16 protein-coding genes are annotated in these 15,478 nt (G+C 38.3%); 3 read left to right on the forward strand and 13 right to left on the reverse strand.

The window, feature by feature from the left end; genetic code table 11:
* Positions 1 to 148: 148 nt before the first annotated feature.
* Together MKY80_RS13545 and MKY80_RS13550 are read right to left on the reverse strand one after the other, a co-directional pair.
* The gene (locus MKY80_RS13545; RefSeq protein ID WP_342529742.1) at positions 149 to 1,507 is read right to left on the reverse strand and encodes a HAMP domain-containing sensor histidine kinase; all 1,359 of its coding nucleotides are present in this window, start codon (positions 1,505 to 1,507) and stop codon (positions 149 to 151) included.
* Positions 1,504 to 2,178, reverse strand: coding sequence for a response regulator transcription factor (locus tag MKY80_RS13550; RefSeq protein ID WP_089986356.1), 675 nt, complete (start codon positions 2,176 to 2,178; stop codon positions 1,504 to 1,506). The genes MKY80_RS13545 and MKY80_RS13550 overlap by 4 nt, the downstream gene beginning before the upstream one ends.
* Before the next feature lie 210 nt (positions 2,179 to 2,388).
* On the opposite strand from MKY80_RS13550, the gene MKY80_RS13555 reads away from it, so the two are divergent.
* A complete protein-coding gene (locus MKY80_RS13555) occupies positions 2,389 to 3,273 on the forward strand; it encodes a hypothetical protein (protein ID WP_090002620.1) in 885 nt (294 codons plus the stop codon).
* A 92-nt stretch (positions 3,274 to 3,365) separates the two neighbouring features.
* Here MKY80_RS13555 and MKY80_RS13560 read toward each other — a convergent pair whose 3' ends face one another.
* The 10 genes from MKY80_RS13560 to MKY80_RS13605 all read right to left on the reverse strand — a co-directional run bounded on the left by MKY80_RS13560 (position 3,366) and on the right by MKY80_RS13605 (position 12,457).
* On the reverse strand, positions 3,366 to 4,154 hold the full coding sequence (locus MKY80_RS13560; protein ID WP_090002633.1) for a lipid II flippase Amj family protein: 789 nt from the start codon (positions 4,152 to 4,154) through the stop codon (positions 3,366 to 3,368).
* Positions 4,155 to 4,343: 189 nt separating this feature from the next.
* On the reverse strand, positions 4,344 to 5,612 hold the full coding sequence (locus MKY80_RS13565; protein WP_107922492.1) for an MFS transporter: 1,269 nt from the start codon (positions 5,610 to 5,612) through the stop codon (positions 4,344 to 4,346).
* Positions 5,613 to 5,682: 70 nt separating this feature from the next.
* Positions 5,683 to 6,333, reverse strand: coding sequence for a metalloregulator ArsR/SmtB family transcription factor (locus MKY80_RS13570; protein ID WP_090002618.1), 651 nt, complete (start codon positions 6,331 to 6,333; stop codon positions 5,683 to 5,685).
* Between the two features lie 155 nt (positions 6,334 to 6,488).
* Positions 6,489 to 7,676, reverse strand: a complete 1,188-nt coding sequence (locus MKY80_RS13575) for an MFS transporter (protein ID WP_008178607.1) — start codon at positions 7,674 to 7,676, stop codon at positions 6,489 to 6,491.
* 226 nt (positions 7,677 to 7,902) lie between these two features.
* On the reverse strand, positions 7,903 to 8,772 hold the full coding sequence (locus MKY80_RS13580; protein WP_008178609.1) for a metal ABC transporter permease: 870 nt from the start codon (positions 8,770 to 8,772) through the stop codon (positions 7,903 to 7,905).
* Entirely contained in the window at positions 8,769 to 9,641 is an 873-nt protein-coding gene (locus tag MKY80_RS13585) for a metal ABC transporter permease (protein ID WP_090002617.1), read from the reverse strand. Before MKY80_RS13585 ends, MKY80_RS13580 begins: the two co-directional genes overlap by 4 nt.
* A 12-nt stretch (positions 9,642 to 9,653) precedes the next feature.
* Positions 9,654 to 10,382, reverse strand: coding sequence for a metal ABC transporter ATP-binding protein (locus MKY80_RS13590; RefSeq protein ID WP_043990773.1), 729 nt, complete (start codon positions 10,380 to 10,382; stop codon positions 9,654 to 9,656).
* 9 nt (positions 10,383 to 10,391) lie between these two features.
* Positions 10,392 to 11,306 (reverse strand): zinc ABC transporter substrate-binding protein, encoded by a 915-nt coding sequence (locus MKY80_RS13595; protein WP_008180974.1) that lies wholly within the window; start codon positions 11,304 to 11,306, stop codon positions 10,392 to 10,394.
* Positions 11,307 to 11,471: 165 nt separating this feature from the next.
* On the reverse strand, positions 11,472 to 11,627 hold the full coding sequence (locus tag MKY80_RS13600; RefSeq protein WP_008180975.1) for a hypothetical protein: 156 nt from the start codon (positions 11,625 to 11,627) through the stop codon (positions 11,472 to 11,474).
* A gap of 197 nt (positions 11,628 to 11,824) precedes the next feature.
* On the reverse strand, positions 11,825 to 12,457 hold the full coding sequence (locus tag MKY80_RS13605; RefSeq protein ID WP_170844134.1) for a TetR/AcrR family transcriptional regulator: 633 nt from the start codon (positions 12,455 to 12,457) through the stop codon (positions 11,825 to 11,827).
* Positions 12,458 to 12,593: 136 nt separating this feature from the next.
* On the opposite strand from MKY80_RS13605, the gene MKY80_RS13610 reads away from it, so the two are divergent.
* Complete coding sequence (locus MKY80_RS13610) at positions 12,594 to 13,331, forward strand: SDR family NAD(P)-dependent oxidoreductase (RefSeq protein WP_089986349.1); 738 nt, start codon at positions 12,594 to 12,596, stop codon at positions 13,329 to 13,331.
* Between the two features lie 126 nt (positions 13,332 to 13,457).
* Positions 13,458 to 14,486: an S-layer homology domain-containing protein gene (locus MKY80_RS13615; RefSeq protein WP_089986348.1), complete on the forward strand. Its 1,029-nt coding sequence runs from the start codon at positions 13,458 to 13,460 to the stop codon at positions 14,484 to 14,486.
* 22 nt (positions 14,487 to 14,508) lie between these two features.
* On the opposite strand, the gene MKY80_RS13620 is transcribed toward MKY80_RS13615, so the two are convergent.
* The gene (locus tag MKY80_RS13620) at positions 14,509 to 15,408 is read right to left on the reverse strand and encodes a LysR family transcriptional regulator (protein ID WP_008180989.1); all 900 of its coding nucleotides are present in this window, start codon (positions 15,406 to 15,408) and stop codon (positions 14,509 to 14,511) included.
* Positions 15,409 to 15,478 lie beyond the last annotated feature (70 nt).

Consider the following 15,478-nt stretch of genomic DNA (forward strand, 5'->3'; position numbering starts at 1 on the left):
TGTTAACAGCTACCTTATGAGCCGTTAACAACAGTGTAAAGGACGAAGATGTCTTCCCAATGACGGTAATATGAACACAATATGAACAATAAAAAAATGTTACGATATCCTATGTGAATAGCTACATAGGAATCCTAACATTTATCTTTTAAAGGGCTGTGATTGGCAATGTAACAATAAATGTCGTTCCTTGTCCAAGCTCACTCTCCACCCGAACGTCCCCTTTATGCAAGGAAACGATTTGTTTCACAATAGCAAGTCCCATCCCACTTCCCTCATATTTTGGACTGTGGGAACGATCCGCCTTAAAAAATCGCTCGAATACCCGCTTCTGATCCTCTTGAGAAATGCCAATGCCCGTATCTGTTATGCGAACTAACACATGATGAGCCTCTTGTGACATGCTGATCTTTATCGTGTCGCCATCCTTTGAAAATTTAATACTATTCGTAAGAAGATTTGTCCATACCTGATTTAATTGGTCGTAATCTGCCATGACATACATCGACTGCAACTGGAGGTTAAAATGGATGTTTTTAGCCATCCATTGTGGCTGGATTGCGACGATTACACGTCTAATTTGTTCATCTAGGCTCAACGACACAGGCTGCATCGGCGGTGCCTTAGATTCAAGTAAACTTAGTTTTAATAGACTATCACTCATTTTAGACATTCGTTGAGCTTCAGCCATAATAATATCAAGATAACGGTTTTTTTCCTCATCCGTTAAGTCTACCTGCTTTAGTGCCAGAGCATAGCCAGATATTGAGGTAAGGGGTGACTGAACCTCATGGGATACGTTCGAGACAAACTCTTTCCTCATTTGCTCTAATTGCTGCAAATCGTAAGCCATTTCTTCAAAGCTTCTGGCCAAAACACCTAATTCTCCTGATTGTTTAATGTTGAGCTCGACATTAAAATCTCCACCTGCTATATGTCTCGTGGCTTTTGTTAATTTTTTAATCGGTCTCACTAAAAACATAGCCGCTATTAGAAATACTACACTGCCTATAACTAGCGCATATGTGGAAAAATTTAAAATTACCGTGAGCGCAAAAGAGGCAGAGGAGACAGCTTTTGGTTCGATAAACATCGCTTTGGTTCCTTTGTCAGTTGTTAAAGGCATACCGACAAGTCCTGAAGAAACGTTCGGATTCACTTGCACAACTTTACCATCCAACACGTCTCGAACTTGCGTCTTAGTCACGTCAACTAATTTATCGCTTGGAGCATCTCCATAAGCCTTCAACTTCCCTGCTTCATCATAAACATAGACATCATACGATTTCAGTTGATTCATTTGGCTAAGTAAATTGTCTGCCTCCTGAAAAGGCATTGTGTCAAAAATTAAGACAATGTCCTGTCCAAAATTCAGCAAGGGGATTTGTAAGTACTCATTCAATTTATCTTTAAATAGCCATGTGGCTACGAAGAAGGAAACGACTGTCCCCCCAATGACCGCAACAAGAAATGTCAACACTACACGTGTATATAAAGATTTAATCATTCATCAACCTCTAACCTATACCCAAGACCTCGTATCGTCTCAATATGAAAATCAGCTATCATCGCGAAGCGTTCACGCAAGCGCTTTATATGTACATCAATTGTTCGATTATCGCCAGCATAATCTATTCCCCAGATTTGATCGATCAGCTGTTCACGTGTATAAACCTGTCCAGGCGTTTCGGCTAGCTTATATAATAATTCGAACTCTTTCAGTGGCAACGTAATCGAATCCGTTCTTGTCATAACTTTATAGGTCTGACGGTCAAGGGTAATAGCACCGAGCTTAATGGTCTGCGAGTAGCCAATCCTGTAGCGCTTTAATAAAGCCTTTACACGTACCGTCAATTCTAAAGGATCGAATGGTTTGGTCAAATAATCATCTGTACCGAGCTCAAAGCCCTTGACTTTTTCCCATGTTTCACCTCTTGCCGTCAGCATAAGTAATGGGATTTCAGCATTTGCTCTCCGTAGCTCCTTACATAAAGTCCAACCATCCATCGTTGGCATCATAATATCAAGCACTACAAGATCAACAGGTGTTGAGTGATAGATGGATAATGCTGCCTTACCATCTTCGGCTTCCACTGTTGCGAATCCTTCCTTGCGCAGAAACAGGCATACAAGCTCGCGAATATTCGCATCATCGTCAGCAACAAGTATAGTCGTCATACATCCGTTCCCTCTTTTCCAATATAAAAGTCAACCCTATTATACTATAAATGAACTTCACTTCTCGCCTACATGACTCTCCTTTCTAAGAGAAAAACTTCCATTAAGAAAAAGAACACCCTTCTCTAATTCCTTTTATTTTTACATAAAATGAAACTTTTGGTTTTTCGGCTCGTATTATTAGAAAATACTGATTTTTCTGGAGGTCATATGTTTAAAATTAGAGGCTTTTCCCTTATCTTTATTATATGCTTATTAGCAGCCTGCTCTCAGGAGAATGTAGTTCCTAAAGAGCAACTACAAGAAGAAAAAATGGATGAAAATATCGTGGTAACAGCAGATGGTAAACTTACCTTTAAAATTATGAATAACATCGAGGCTCCGAAAGAAACTGTGGATACGATAAAAGATGAAATCCTAAAGGCTTATGATGATATTATGCAATCCATCCATACATCATATGTTCCATCTGAGCAAATAACAATATTTCTAAATGGGGAAGACACTGAATCATGGGGTTTTGCATCGAGAATAGAATTAGCTATCAGTCAAGAAGGTTTTTATCCACTTGTTCATGAAATGACACATTCCTTACTTGGTTATGGGGGCAATTTTGATACTGATCATGGTTATTTTACACAAGAGGGTTATGCGGTCTATATGGACGAACAATTTAGTAAAAGTGAATATGATATCGAAAAGTATATGAAGTATTTTATGGATTCAGATAAATTAATTCCCATTAGCAAATTAATAGATCCATATCAAGACGATGCCTATTTCCGCCCAAATCTTACAAATCTAAATGAGTTGAATACACTTAGATGGATGAGCTATACTCACGCAGCTTCATTTGTTAAATATTTAATTGATACCTATGGACTCGAAAAATTTGAAAACATATACGATAAGAAGGACTTGGCAAATAAAATAGAAGAAGTATACGGAAAAGGAGTACATGAAATTGAAATGGATTGGTTAGCCTTTATTAACAATCAACCCGGATTTACCTATGAAGAAAAGTTTAAATCGCCTGATTTCTATGATAAAAATACAATTATTCTCCAGCTTGATCCTACATATTTTAAAAAGTAGTAAAGAGCCCTACGTTCAGCACAAAAGATCTAAGTTCGCAACATACCGGACTTAGATCTTTCCTTTTTGCCTATACATGCTCTCAACTTCAATTAGGCAATTAGCTTGGCAAACCATGCCACATAATGCGCTCCAGGAATGAATAATAACTGTGCCACAATCGTCCCTAAAAATCTTGAAAACATCATCATGACCGAGGCTTTTTTTAAATCTAAATAGCTTCCCCTTTTATTAATTACATCATCGGCTAGAATGGAGATTTTTGGATCAATGAATAAAATTAACAGAATGGTCGCTATGCCATTAATTAAACCAGATGCCATAACGGCAGTTGTTTTTAATTCCGGTACTAATAAAGTTGCATACAAAGCAGATAAAACGCCGATAGTATAGATTGCCGTAATGACTATATTCGTAATAAATAATTGTAGAGGGATATCTCGTAATCCAATATCTTTTAAATAGGTAAATCGGGGCGTATGAATATGCTTCAAGCCACGTCTTACATATTCATACGTAAAACCCTTTTTCATTAATGCTGGGATGGAGCCCCTTTCCTCAGCCAAATGGACGATAGCTCTTGAAAAAATGGCTACGAAAGTTGGGATGAGTAAGATACCTATGAGTGTACCAAGAGATGCCGCTCCAATAATGATTCGAAACTGCTGTTCTACATGTGTCAAGGCATCGTCCACAGGTGCAGTATCGACCAAACTACCCGTAAATGGCTGTTGCATCATATTAGCGAGCCGTGAAACCATGACCATTACATTAAAAAGAGCTAAAGCAGATGCTAGTAACCTGACACGCGCTCCAGATAAACGTACCGCATAGGCAAGCGTTTCAATGGCATGAATGATTAAAATAAACAAGGCAATCATTATTAATTTATTTGTTATTAAATCCACACTGTGTACCTACTCTTTGCTTTCTAACGATTTTACATACTGACGCAAAACAATCAAAATAGTTCCGATAGAAAAATCTTACCCCACAAATGAAAGGGTAAGATTTTTTTCCACTAGGCGTAAGGAGGACTAGTTTAGTTCCAGTCTCCTTCTCCCATTATATTAAACTGCTCTTCTAGACCAAATCACTACGGGAATGAGCAGTAACGACAATAGCCCTCCTGCTAAGGACAATGCCGCATAACTAGCATTCGCTACGACCATCCCTGAAAGAGCACCACCAGACGCCCCTGCCAATGCTACAAAAACATCCATTTTCCCTTGTGTTTTGGCTCGTGTAGACGGCTCGGTCGCATCAACGATTTGTGCGGTACCACTAATTAAACCGAAGTTCCAGCCTAACCCTAGTAAAGAAAGTGCTACTATTAATAAAATCATCGAATCGCTTGGAGCGAATGCCGCTAATAAACCCGCTAGTAGCAACGTAACACCGGCGGCAATACTCATGGCTGTTCGTCCAACTTTATCAACAAGAATACCTGTTACAAGCGATGGCAGATACATAGCACCTACATGAAATCCAATAACAATGCCTACTTCCGATAAACCATGTCCATGATGTTTCATATGTATGGGTGTCATCGTCATAATCGCTACCATAACAATTTGTGTTAAAACCATCACGGTTGCCCCTACTGCCAGGCCACGTTTATTCCCTATTGGATGTGTGGACTGTACTTGATGTTCCTGAGCATATTTTTGCTTATGTGCCTCTATTCCTTTAGCAATTTCTAAGGGATCAGGACGCAGCATCACAAATAGAACAAGTCCTGCTACTATAAAAGCAGCAGCAGATAATAGAAAAGGACCAGCAAGCGCGGGAATACCAATCGATAGCGCCACTTTTCCCATCAATTCTACTAAATTGGGACCTAAAACTGCGCCGAATGTTGTCATAAGCATAGTCGTACTAATAGCTGTCGCACGTTGTTTGTCATTCGCTAAGTCTGTACCTGCGTATCGTGCCTGTAAATTGGTTGCAGTTCCAGCTCCATAGATTAATAGAGAGATAAACAGCATACTAACACTATTAAATATCGCAGCCATGACGACTCCAATGGCTCCTAGCCCTCCAACAATAAAGCCAGTAGATAATCCTGTTCGACGGCCATAACGTTGTGATAATTTACCAACAATGAAAGCTGCACCAGCTGACCCTAACGTAAATAATGCGGATGGTACTCCTGCATAAGCATCAGTTCCAAGCATTTGTTGAGCTAATAAAGCACCTACTGTAATACCAGCTGCCAGCCCTGCTCCCCCAAATATTTGAGATAGGCTCACTACGATTAATACACGCCTGTATAAGCTTTTTAGTTTTTCTGGTGACTCTATATATGATTCTATCGTGACTTCCACTTTTCCAGACATTCTTTACCCCCTCTTTCTAGTTTGCACAAGATTTTATTTGCCCCTATATTTCATTCCAGCTAGCACTACGTTATTCTCCAGCCAACCTCTGCCAATCTAAAACACCCTCTTCTAGCCGGAAAGCCTTGATCCCTTTTTCCTTCAACATTTTTACAGCTTCGGCTGACATTAAGCAATAAGGCCCTCTACAGTAAGCTACAATATCAACATGAGTTGGTATTGTAGCTAATTGATCCTCTAACTCTTCGATAGGCATAGAAACGGCTCCTGGAATATGTGCTTGTTCAAATTCTTCTTTTGGTCGAACATCGAGTAATAGCACTTCTCCCTTATCCATCCGTGTTACGAGATCCGAAAGCGATACCCCCTCTATGCCAAGATGCTCATTAAAAAATTCTTCTTTTATTTGTTGAACCTGAATCAATTGCTTTTCAGATAGTGCATGTAATGTTGTTAAGAATTTAGCAATCACTTCATCTGCCAATTCGTAAATAACAAAATTACCTTCCTTTGAAAACTTTACTAATCTGGCATTAAAAAGTGTCTTTAAATGCTGAGACACATTAGCTACGGACATATCTGTACTTTTAGCTAATGCATCAACAGACTTTGGACCTTGAGAGAGAATATCAAGTATTTCTAATCGTTTAGGACTGGATAAACTTTTGCCAATTCTAGCGAACTCTTGATATAACAAGTCCTTTAAATGTCGTTCATGCAATTTCGAGTCCCACCTTTCAACTATTCAATTAATTTATTGAATAGTTGAATCTTAATTCTTTATTTTACCATTGTCAAGTACTTAATGTTACGAAGAAAACCATTATTTAAGCACAAAAAAAGAACATGTTTTAAAAACATGTTCTTTCAATAGGACTAGAGGGCATGCATAACGACTTTCTTCTTCTTAGAATACAATAAAAATGTCGTCGTTAAGCTTAAACTAATAATGCCGAACACAAGCCCCATTCCACTTAAGCCAATTAAATCTAGCATCATACCTGTAGACAACAGCACGACCTGAAAGACCACCGAATCGATCATATTTCGGAAAGAGAAAAAACGCCCATGGAATTGTTTAGGAACCTGTTTCTGAAAAATAACCATAGTAGTTGGGAAGAAACAGCCTACTGTAAAGCCAAATACCCCAAAAGCTACTAAAGCAAAAAGTTTGATATCTGCTAGTAACAGCAAGAGCTCCATAGATCCAATAATAAATGCCAATGTAAAGAGGAGCGTACCCATTTGTACTCGATCAGCAATTATTTTTAAGCCTGCAGCACCTAGCATAAAGCCAATCCCCTCCACTGTATACAACAAACCTGAAATCGTTGTAGATTGATGCATTTCCGAAATTTTCATAATGACTAAATTAAAAGAGCCTAAAAATAACGTTGGAATTAACATAAGAACCAAAGTCATTAGAACCATTGGATGCTCTTTTACCATCGGTAATACCTCTTTAAAGTTTCCTTTTTCTTTATTCGTTACTGTTTCATTTGTCGTTTCATCTAGTTGTAATAAGCTAGTAATCACAAACATGACGATATAAACGATGAATGAAATGATATATAACCACTTTAAATCAAAAAAGCTTAGCATAAATCCTGCTGCGGCCGTGCCGATGATTCTAGAAATAGTTCTAGCATTCATTTGCCAAGCATTTAGCGTAATTAAATCTTGCTCCTTTGCAATCATTGGAATAATCGATTGCAGTGCAGGCATATAAAAGGCAGCTGCTATTTGCAATGTAATTAAAAATAAAATCATCCATACGACCGAATTGGTATAAAGTGCGATAAACATAAATAAAACACTCACGATTCGCCCAATACTTGCCATTTGTACAACTGTTTTTTTCTTCGATTGATCAATAATGCGACCAGCCATAGGCCCTACGACCAAGCCCGCTAAAATCCCACAAGAAATAATTAATGATTTGTGAAAGTCTGAAGGTACTACCTCTTGCATAAAGGCGAGATTTCCAATAATACCAGCCCACAAGCCTAGACCTACGACAAATTCACCTAATAAAATAATCCATACATTTCGATTTCGCCACATGCTGTTCTCCTCGTTGATCTTACAATGTCATAAAACCTATCGTAACAAAATTTTAAATATTCGTACATAGCGATATAAAAAAATATTACTAGCTTCTATGCCATTCCACCCAATTCAATCTTTTTTAAAGAGTATACTATTTTTCCTATAAAAAATACTCATCCAAAAGTTTGAATTATTCAAGCAAAAAACACCGTTTGATGAAAGTATCAAACGATGTTTTTTATTATGATAGTTCTAGTTTATGCACAAGCGCTTTTCTTCTGCGCTCGATTATTTTTTGACTAATTAATGTAATGATAAATAATAAGCCTACAGTTGTGGCCATCATCCCTGCTATAGAGGTATCCCATAGCTTCGCTAAATAATAGCCAATGACAGAAGCACCAGCACCAAAGAGCATACTGTAGATAAACATTTGCTTAATCGTCTTACTAATTAAATAAGAAGTTGCGGCTGGTCCAATTAGCATGGCAACGACTAAAATGGCTCCTACGCTATCAAATGCTGCAACCGTTGTAAATGAAATCGAGGTCATAAATCCATAGTGGAGAAAGACTACGGGTATACCAATTGTTGCGGCATAGACAGGGTCAAAGGTTGCAAGCTTCATTTCCTTAAAGAATAGTAGCAAAAATACAATATTGATGACTAATACGAGTAAAAGCATCCATACAGCCTTAGGCATGGCTAGACCTAAAACCGTCCATCGATCCCATGGAACGAAAGCAATTTCTCCCATTAAAACATGCTCTACATCCAAATGGACATTACTTGCAAATAATGTAATGAGCAGGACACCCGCCGCGAATAAGGATGTAAATACCACCCCTATCGCTGCATCTTCTTGAATACCAGAAGAATGTAATAATTGTACGAGATAAGCAGTTAAAATACCCGCAACTGCTGCACCTATTAGCATCCAAAAGCCATTCAATGATTGGGTAATGATATAGGCCATCACAATACCAAAGAGGACAGTATGGCTAATGGCATCGGCTATCATAGACATTTTACGCAAAATAAGAAAAACGCCTGCAATCCCACATGTTACACCCACTAATAAGCCAGTTAATACAACCCAAAACTCTATCATCCTATATCACCCTGCTTTCGAAATTGCATTTTTCTACGATATTGATTAATTTGACCAGCAGGACTTATAAAATAGGAGATAAAGAATATACCAGCCGCCACTAGAACGATAATTGGACCAGTTGATAATCCTGTTCGAATCGCGCTAATAAAAGTACCTGTAACACCTGAAATACCTCCAATCGCTGCACTCAACAGGAGCATCGTACTCAGTTTTTTCGTCCATAATTTGGCGCTTGCAGCAGGGATAATTAATAAAGCTGACATTAATATTACACCTACAGCTTGGATACCTGTAACAATCGTCATGACAATTAATACGGTTAGCGTAGCCTTTAAAGCCTCAATCGGTAAGCCAATCCCTTTTGCATAAACAGGATCAAAGATGAGTAATTTCCATTCCTTATAAAAGAACAGACTAACTAAAATAATTACGGCTGCACTGATGAACAGCCACATTAAATCAGCCTTTGTCATCGTTGCGGCTTTACCAAAAATAAAGTTATTAAGACCACTCTGGTTTCCAATTGGACTTCTGTTAACAACAGTTAAAAACACAACACCGATGCCAAAAAATACGGTCAGTACTAACCCAATAGCCGCATCCGCCTTCAACTTTGAAAAAGACACAATCCATTGTATACAATACACAGATAAAGCAGATGTAATACCCGCTCCGAGCATCAAAATTGGTAATTCCTTTTGTCCTGTAAGGAGGAATGCAAGCGCGATGCCTGGTAATGCTGCATGTGCCGCAGCATCGCCCACTAAGCTTTGTTTTTGCAAGAAGGAGAAGGTACCTGTTATGCCTGCAGCTATACCGAGTAACATAGTGCCACTAAGTACCCACAATAAGTTACCACTTATCATCCTGATCCCTCCCTACGCATGCTGCATCATGAATAGTTTACCACCATATGTTTTTTGCAATTGTTCTGGTGTAAAAACTTCTTCTGTTGCACCTGATGCTAATATCGTTTTGTTTAATAGAATTGTATAATCAAAATATTCTTTTACCGTTTGAAGGTCGTGATGCACGACAAAAATACTTTTTCCCTGAGCCTTTAATTCTTTTAAAATATCAATGATCGTTTTTTCTGTTGCAGCATCGACCCCAGCAAATGGTTCATCTAAGAAATAAATATCTGCATTTTGTGCTAAAGCTCTTGCTAGGAATACACGCTGCTGCTGTCCACCCGAAAGCTGACCTATAGAACGCTCTGCAAAGTCCAGCATCCCTACACTTGCTAATGCTTGCCGAGCGACTAGTTTATCCTGTTTCGTCGGTCTTTTAAATAAACCTGTATGACCATATCTCCCCATTAACACAACATCGAGAGCATTTGTCGGGAAATCCCAATCAACGGCATTTCGCTGTGGTACATACCCAACTACTAAACTTTTTGGCTCAAAGATTTTTCCTAAAATTTCTACTTTTCCAACTTTATTTGGAAGTTGGTTTAATATAGCCTTTAAAAACGTTGATTTTCCGGCACCATTTGGCCCGATAATCGCAGCTAGATGACCTTTAGGAACCGTCACACAGGCATTTTCCAATACTGTTTTCTTATCATAAGCTACTGAAAGATTTTCCACTGTTAATGCATCCATTTTATCCACCTACTTTAATGCATCGACAATTGTGTCGATGTTATATTGATACATCCCTATATACGTACCTTCTGTTGTGCCTTCCGCACCCATTGCATCCGAAAATAGTTCTCCACCGATCACAATGTCATGTCCCTTTTCTTTAGCCCCTTCTATAACCGCCTTCATCGCTTTATCAGATACACTAGACTCGATAAAAATTGCCTTGATTTTATGAGCGACTAAGAAATCAACCATTTCCTGAACGTCTTTGACTCCATACTCTGAATCTGTACTTAAGCCTTGTAAGCCACGCACTTCAAAGCCTTGACTTCGACCGAAATAATTAAAAGCATCATGGGCAGTTACTAAAATCCTTTGCGGCTCTGGAATTTCTTCGACACGTTTTTTTGCATAGCTTTGTAAATCATCTAGCTTTTTTAAGTAAGACATTTCATTCTGTTGAAAATCCTCTTTGAATTCTGGGTATTCTTCTTGGAGTTGCAAACTGATTGCTTGGACAACTCCCTTCCAAAGTTCAATATCGAACCATATATGAGGATCATGTAGCATGGCATCACTATCACTAGCAAGTAATTGCTTAGTATCTAATGTTTCCCCAACAGCTAACACGGTTTTATCTTTTGCCATTTGTTCAAAAATGTCGAGCATCTGTCCTTCTAAATGTAAACCATTGTAAAAAATAACTTCGGCCTTATCCAATTTCGATAAATCGCTTTGGGTAGCCTTGTATAAATGGGGGTCAACCCCTGGTCCCATTAATGCTGATACTTGTAAATGATCGCCACTAATTTCTTTTATAGCATCTGCAATTTGTCCTGTTGTGGCGACAACAATTCCTTTTTTTTCTCCATCTGCTTCAGTTGAACAACCGAATAACAGAAGTGAGAGTGATAGTACGAATACACCTAACCATTGTTTCATTGACTTACCTCTACTTTCATTTTATTAGTCATTGCTTGAAAAAAAGCGGTCATGCTGCACCTATAAAGGGGGTGGCGGACATGCCTTATTAAATCTTTCGGCTACGCCCGCCTTGTCAGACTTGCATCATTACATGCATCGCTCTTTCTCATACTGCCACTTTATTTATATAATTTTCCGAATAAACTGGCGCCAGCTCATCCAGAAAAGGATTAATATTATGCCTGCTCCTACAGACTCTGTAAGTTTCCAAAGAATCGTAAGAAGTAATAAAACAACCATTGGAAGAATCGTCAGCTTGAATTCACCTAACTCTTTCATTCACGCACTCTTCTTTCTTTAGAGATATTTTGTTTCCCTTAGGAAAAATATATGCTTAAAACAAAAATAATTCAACTACTTTATGAAAATTTCTTTAAAAAAATTTTTTTCTAGAGGAAAATTTACTTTCGCCCAAACAAAAAAATCTCTAATGCTATGATTAGAGATTTTTTATAAAATAGTGATATTAAATACGGTCAATCGTTGATTGCTAGCGGTTTTCCTATATATTCAAATGCATAAATATGCGTCCGAGTCAATTCAATGACGTCTTTTATTAAAGCTTCTTCTGATTTTTCATAGCCGGTTGCAATCCATTGCATCATTAATCCGTAGAAGCCGTAAGAGGTATAATGTTTGAACATATCCATATTCACTGGTTGATTGTTTATGGTCTCAAAGTTAAATTGCTCTTGATAAATTTTAGTAATCGTCAAAGGCATGCGCGTATGCAATCCAGGAATCGTATCTTCAAAATTTAATAGCTCAAAAAATGTACGATTCTGATACATGTAATGAATAATATTAAATGAAGGAGCTTTGAGCTTCGTTGTGTACACTCTTTCACCAAATAAATATGGTTCCCCCACTGCTTGTTCTAGTCCATTCAACATCTGCTCTAGCAAATTTTCTGCTAGCTCAACTTTATCCTGAAAATGCACATAAAAAGTACTACGATTATAGCCTGCTTGTTCTACAATATCCTTTACTGTAATTGCCTGAAATCCTTTTTTTTTAATTAAATCAACTAAAGTGCTATAAAAATGACGACGGGTTCTTTCCTGTCTTTGTGTCCATTTTGTCACTATTTCTTCCTCCCTTTTAGACATTTTATATAGATATGTCTACTAGTTAGACACTTGCCATAACATTAATGATTGTTTCTGTTTTATAGAGTTTTACAATAAAAGTACACCGTGATTGACACAGTGTGCAAGAAAATTTACTTTTATGGGAGTGTCATATATGGGGAAATTACAAGATAAAGTCGCAATTATTACAGGTGGTGCTTCAGGAATTGGTGCAGCAACTGCTGAATTATTTGTAGCAGAAGGTGCTAAAGTAGTACTTGTAGATCTTAATGAAGAAAAAGGCCAAGCATTTGCAGCCCAACTGCAGGCAGGCGGAGCAGAGGCTCTCTTTATTAAAGCGAATGTAACAGATGAAAATGAAGTGGCCGCTATTTATCAAACAACACTAGAGACATTTGGCAAAGTCGATGTTCTATTTAATAATGCAGGAATTGGACGAGTAACGCCAACTGAGGAGTTACCTTATGCAGAATGGCGTCAAACAGTGAATGTAGATTTAGATGGTGTATTTTTAATGGCACAGGCTGCCATTAAGGAAATGCTAAAAGCGCAAGGCGGGACAATTGTCAATACTGCCTCCATGTATGGATGGGTTGGTTCACCAGGGTCTGCAGCCTATAATGCAGCGAAAGGTGGCGTTATCAACTTAACACGTTCACTAGCACTAGAGTTTGCTACGCGCGGCATCCGTGTCAATGCCCTTTGCCCTGGTTTTATTGATACACCGATTATTCCTGAAGAAAGCAAAGAGCCATTACGTCAAGTAACACCCATGCAACGTTTAGGTCAACCAGAGGAAATGGCAAAAGCCGTTTTATTCATGGCCTGCGATGATTCAACATTTATGACAGGCAACACATTAACGGTGGATGGTGGCTATACTGCCCAATAAATAACACTAAATAATCGCTTCCCCTGTAGAGGGTAGCGATTATTTTTTTATTAAGAAAAATTTGCAGTTTTTATCCATTTCCTGCAAACTATTAACATATCGAGCAGGAAAGGATGAAGATGACAAATGAAAAAATTAATAGGTATATTATTATTTTCCATTCTTATCGTAGGCAGTGCAAGCAATGTACAAGCTGCTGGTTTTAAAGATGTGTCAGAGGATCATTATGCCTATGAAGCTATCTTATGGGCAGAAGAATATGATATTGTGAATGGTTTTGCTGATGGTACATTTAAACCGAATGCTACTATTACCGAACAGCAATTAGCTAAACTTTTAGCTATCTTTTACGAGCTTGAATCTCCCATCGATGAATTAAAAAAACAGACCCCTTCTGCCATCTGGTCGGATGAATTTTATAACCAGCTTGCTAGCTATGGTGTCCCTTTAAACGGCTATTTCGATAATCGGCTACGAGCTGCTACCGTGAAGCGTGGTGTCGTGGCACAGGCTATTACTCATTTAGCCAGTGGAAAAAAAGGATTAGATTCATCTATTCAATTTTTACTTGATTACTATATTTCTTCTGGGCAAAACCCACAGTATGAAGACCGTAATTTACAAAAGTTTTATGGTGTGACCAACAATATGACACGAGCACAGGTTGTGACAATGCTGTATCGCATGGATGAACGAAATTTTTATGAAATTTCAGGGGATGCACAAGCCATTCAAGACAATGCCAACAAATTATCGTTAAACACTCGTGCTAAAAATGCCCAAAATCAGCTCGATAAATCAATGCAACAAACTACACCTAGCAAGAGTGCTTGGGAAGGGGTTTATACGTATTATTATAAATGGGGTAAAGGAACAAATGACTTTAACCGTCGAGATGCTATCATTTCAAACGCCACAAGCAATAGCTTTTCCATTGCTTTAACTGCGAATGATGGGACAGCTACAGGGAAAGTCAACGGAACTGCCACGATAACAAGTTCGAATAAGGCATTAATGAATAAGTCCTCTAACGGCAATCGTTGTGTCGTTGAGCTAGAGCGATTAACAAATAATGCGCTGAAAGTTACAGAAGTGGATTGCCGTGCAGAGCGTAGTGAAGGCACCAATTATTCTGGTACACTAAAACAACAATAGTACACAAAAGAGTCTGATTCGTTCAGGCTCTTTTTTGAGCACCAAAAATTTTATATTGCTCCTTGGCTATGGCAATAAAATCTAGAAGGCAAGGCTGCATATGTTTATCTTTATGCCAAGCAATGTCTGTAAAGATTGGTGCTAAGTTGATTGTCGAGTGAATTTCCTCTAATTGTCCATTTGCTAATTCCTTTTCTACGACCATTCTCGGTAAAAATGTAATACCTAAACCAGCCATCACACATTGCTTAATCGCTTCTATGCTCGCAAACTCTATCATTTGTAGAGGCAAAATATTTTCCTGCTGTAGCTGTGCTTCTAAATGATTGCGATAGGAGCACCCCGTTTCCGTTAGTAGCATGGTTTCTGTTGAAAGATGAGAAGCGACGAGAGGCTCTCTTCTAGCTTTCGAGGCACTCACAAAAATAAGCTGTTCTTCGAGTAAACGTTCTCGATGTAGCATCGCTGTTTCCTGATATGTATCTGTAATAAAGGCCACATCTAACTTACCTGATTGCAATAACTCCTTGGCAATGTCAGTCGTATGCACAGGCTTAAATATAATTTTCACATGGGGATGCGCCTGTTGAAATTGCTGCAAAATGCTTGGAAGTCGATAAACACATTGACTTTCCTGTGCCCCTACTTTTAACACTACTTGTTCTTGTTCATTGGACATCGCCTTTTTCATTTCACGATCTAGCTCTAACATTTTTTCAGCATATTGTTGGAAACGCTTGCCTTCCTCTGTTAAAATGATCCGCTTCCCAAGCCTCTCAAAAAGTATAACCCCTAACTCTTGTTCCAATGTTTTAATTTGCGCAGTAATACTTGATTGAGCGTAGTCTAGGCGCTGTGCCGTTTGTGTAAAGCTTAATGTGTCTGCTGCTGTTAAAAATGTTTGAAGCTGCTTTATATCCATTTCCGCACCCCTCTTAAACAACTTTTTCGATATATTTTTATGAATCATTCACATTTATCGATAGTAAATC

The organism is Lysinibacillus sp. FSL R5-0849, from assembly GCF_038595075.1.
GTDB classification, from domain to species: domain Bacteria; phylum Bacillota; class Bacilli; order Bacillales_A; family Planococcaceae; genus Lysinibacillus; species Lysinibacillus fusiformis.

Excerpts from the sequence above, each read along its gene's own strand:
- MKY80_RS13545 (WP_342529742.1), bottom strand. The coding sequence starts at position 1,507 with ATGATTAAATCTTTATATACACGTGTAGTGTTGACATTTCTTGTTGCG.
- MKY80_RS13550 (WP_089986356.1), bottom strand. The coding sequence starts at position 2,178 with ATGACGACTATACTTGTTGCTGACGATGATGCGAATATTCGCGAGCTT.
- MKY80_RS13555 (WP_090002620.1), top strand. The coding sequence starts at position 2,389 with ATGTTTAAAATTAGAGGCTTTTCCCTTATCTTTATTATATGCTTATTA.
- MKY80_RS13560 (WP_090002633.1), bottom strand. The coding sequence starts at position 4,154 with ATGATTGCCTTGTTTATTTTAATCATTCATGCCATTGAAACGCTTGCC.
- MKY80_RS13565 (WP_107922492.1), bottom strand. The coding sequence starts at position 5,612 with ATGTCTGGAAAAGTGGAAGTCACGATAGAATCATATATAGAGTCACCA.
- MKY80_RS13575 (WP_008178607.1), bottom strand. The coding sequence starts at position 7,676 with ATGTGGCGAAATCGAAATGTATGGATTATTTTATTAGGTGAATTTGTC.
- MKY80_RS13580 (WP_008178609.1), bottom strand. The coding sequence starts at position 8,772 with ATGATAGAGTTTTGGGTTGTATTAACTGGCTTATTAGTGGGTGTAACA.
- MKY80_RS13585 (WP_090002617.1), bottom strand. The coding sequence starts at position 9,641 with ATGATAAGTGGTAACTTATTGTGGGTACTTAGTGGCACTATGTTACTC.
- MKY80_RS13590 (WP_043990773.1), bottom strand. The coding sequence starts at position 10,382 with ATGGATGCATTAACAGTGGAAAATCTTTCAGTAGCTTATGATAAGAAA.
- MKY80_RS13595 (WP_008180974.1), bottom strand. The coding sequence starts at position 11,306 with ATGAAACAATGGTTAGGTGTATTCGTACTATCACTCTCACTTCTGTTA.
- MKY80_RS13600 (WP_008180975.1), bottom strand. The coding sequence starts at position 11,627 with ATGAAAGAGTTAGGTGAATTCAAGCTGACGATTCTTCCAATGGTTGTT.
- MKY80_RS13605 (WP_170844134.1), bottom strand. The coding sequence starts at position 12,457 with ATGTCTAAAAGGGAGGAAGAAATAGTGACAAAATGGACACAAAGACAG.
- MKY80_RS13610 (WP_089986349.1), top strand. The coding sequence starts at position 12,594 with ATGGGGAAATTACAAGATAAAGTCGCAATTATTACAGGTGGTGCTTCA.
- MKY80_RS13615 (WP_089986348.1), top strand. The coding sequence starts at position 13,458 with ATGAAAAAATTAATAGGTATATTATTATTTTCCATTCTTATCGTAGGC.
- MKY80_RS13620 (WP_008180989.1), bottom strand. The coding sequence starts at position 15,408 with ATGGATATAAAGCAGCTTCAAACATTTTTAACAGCAGCAGACACATTA.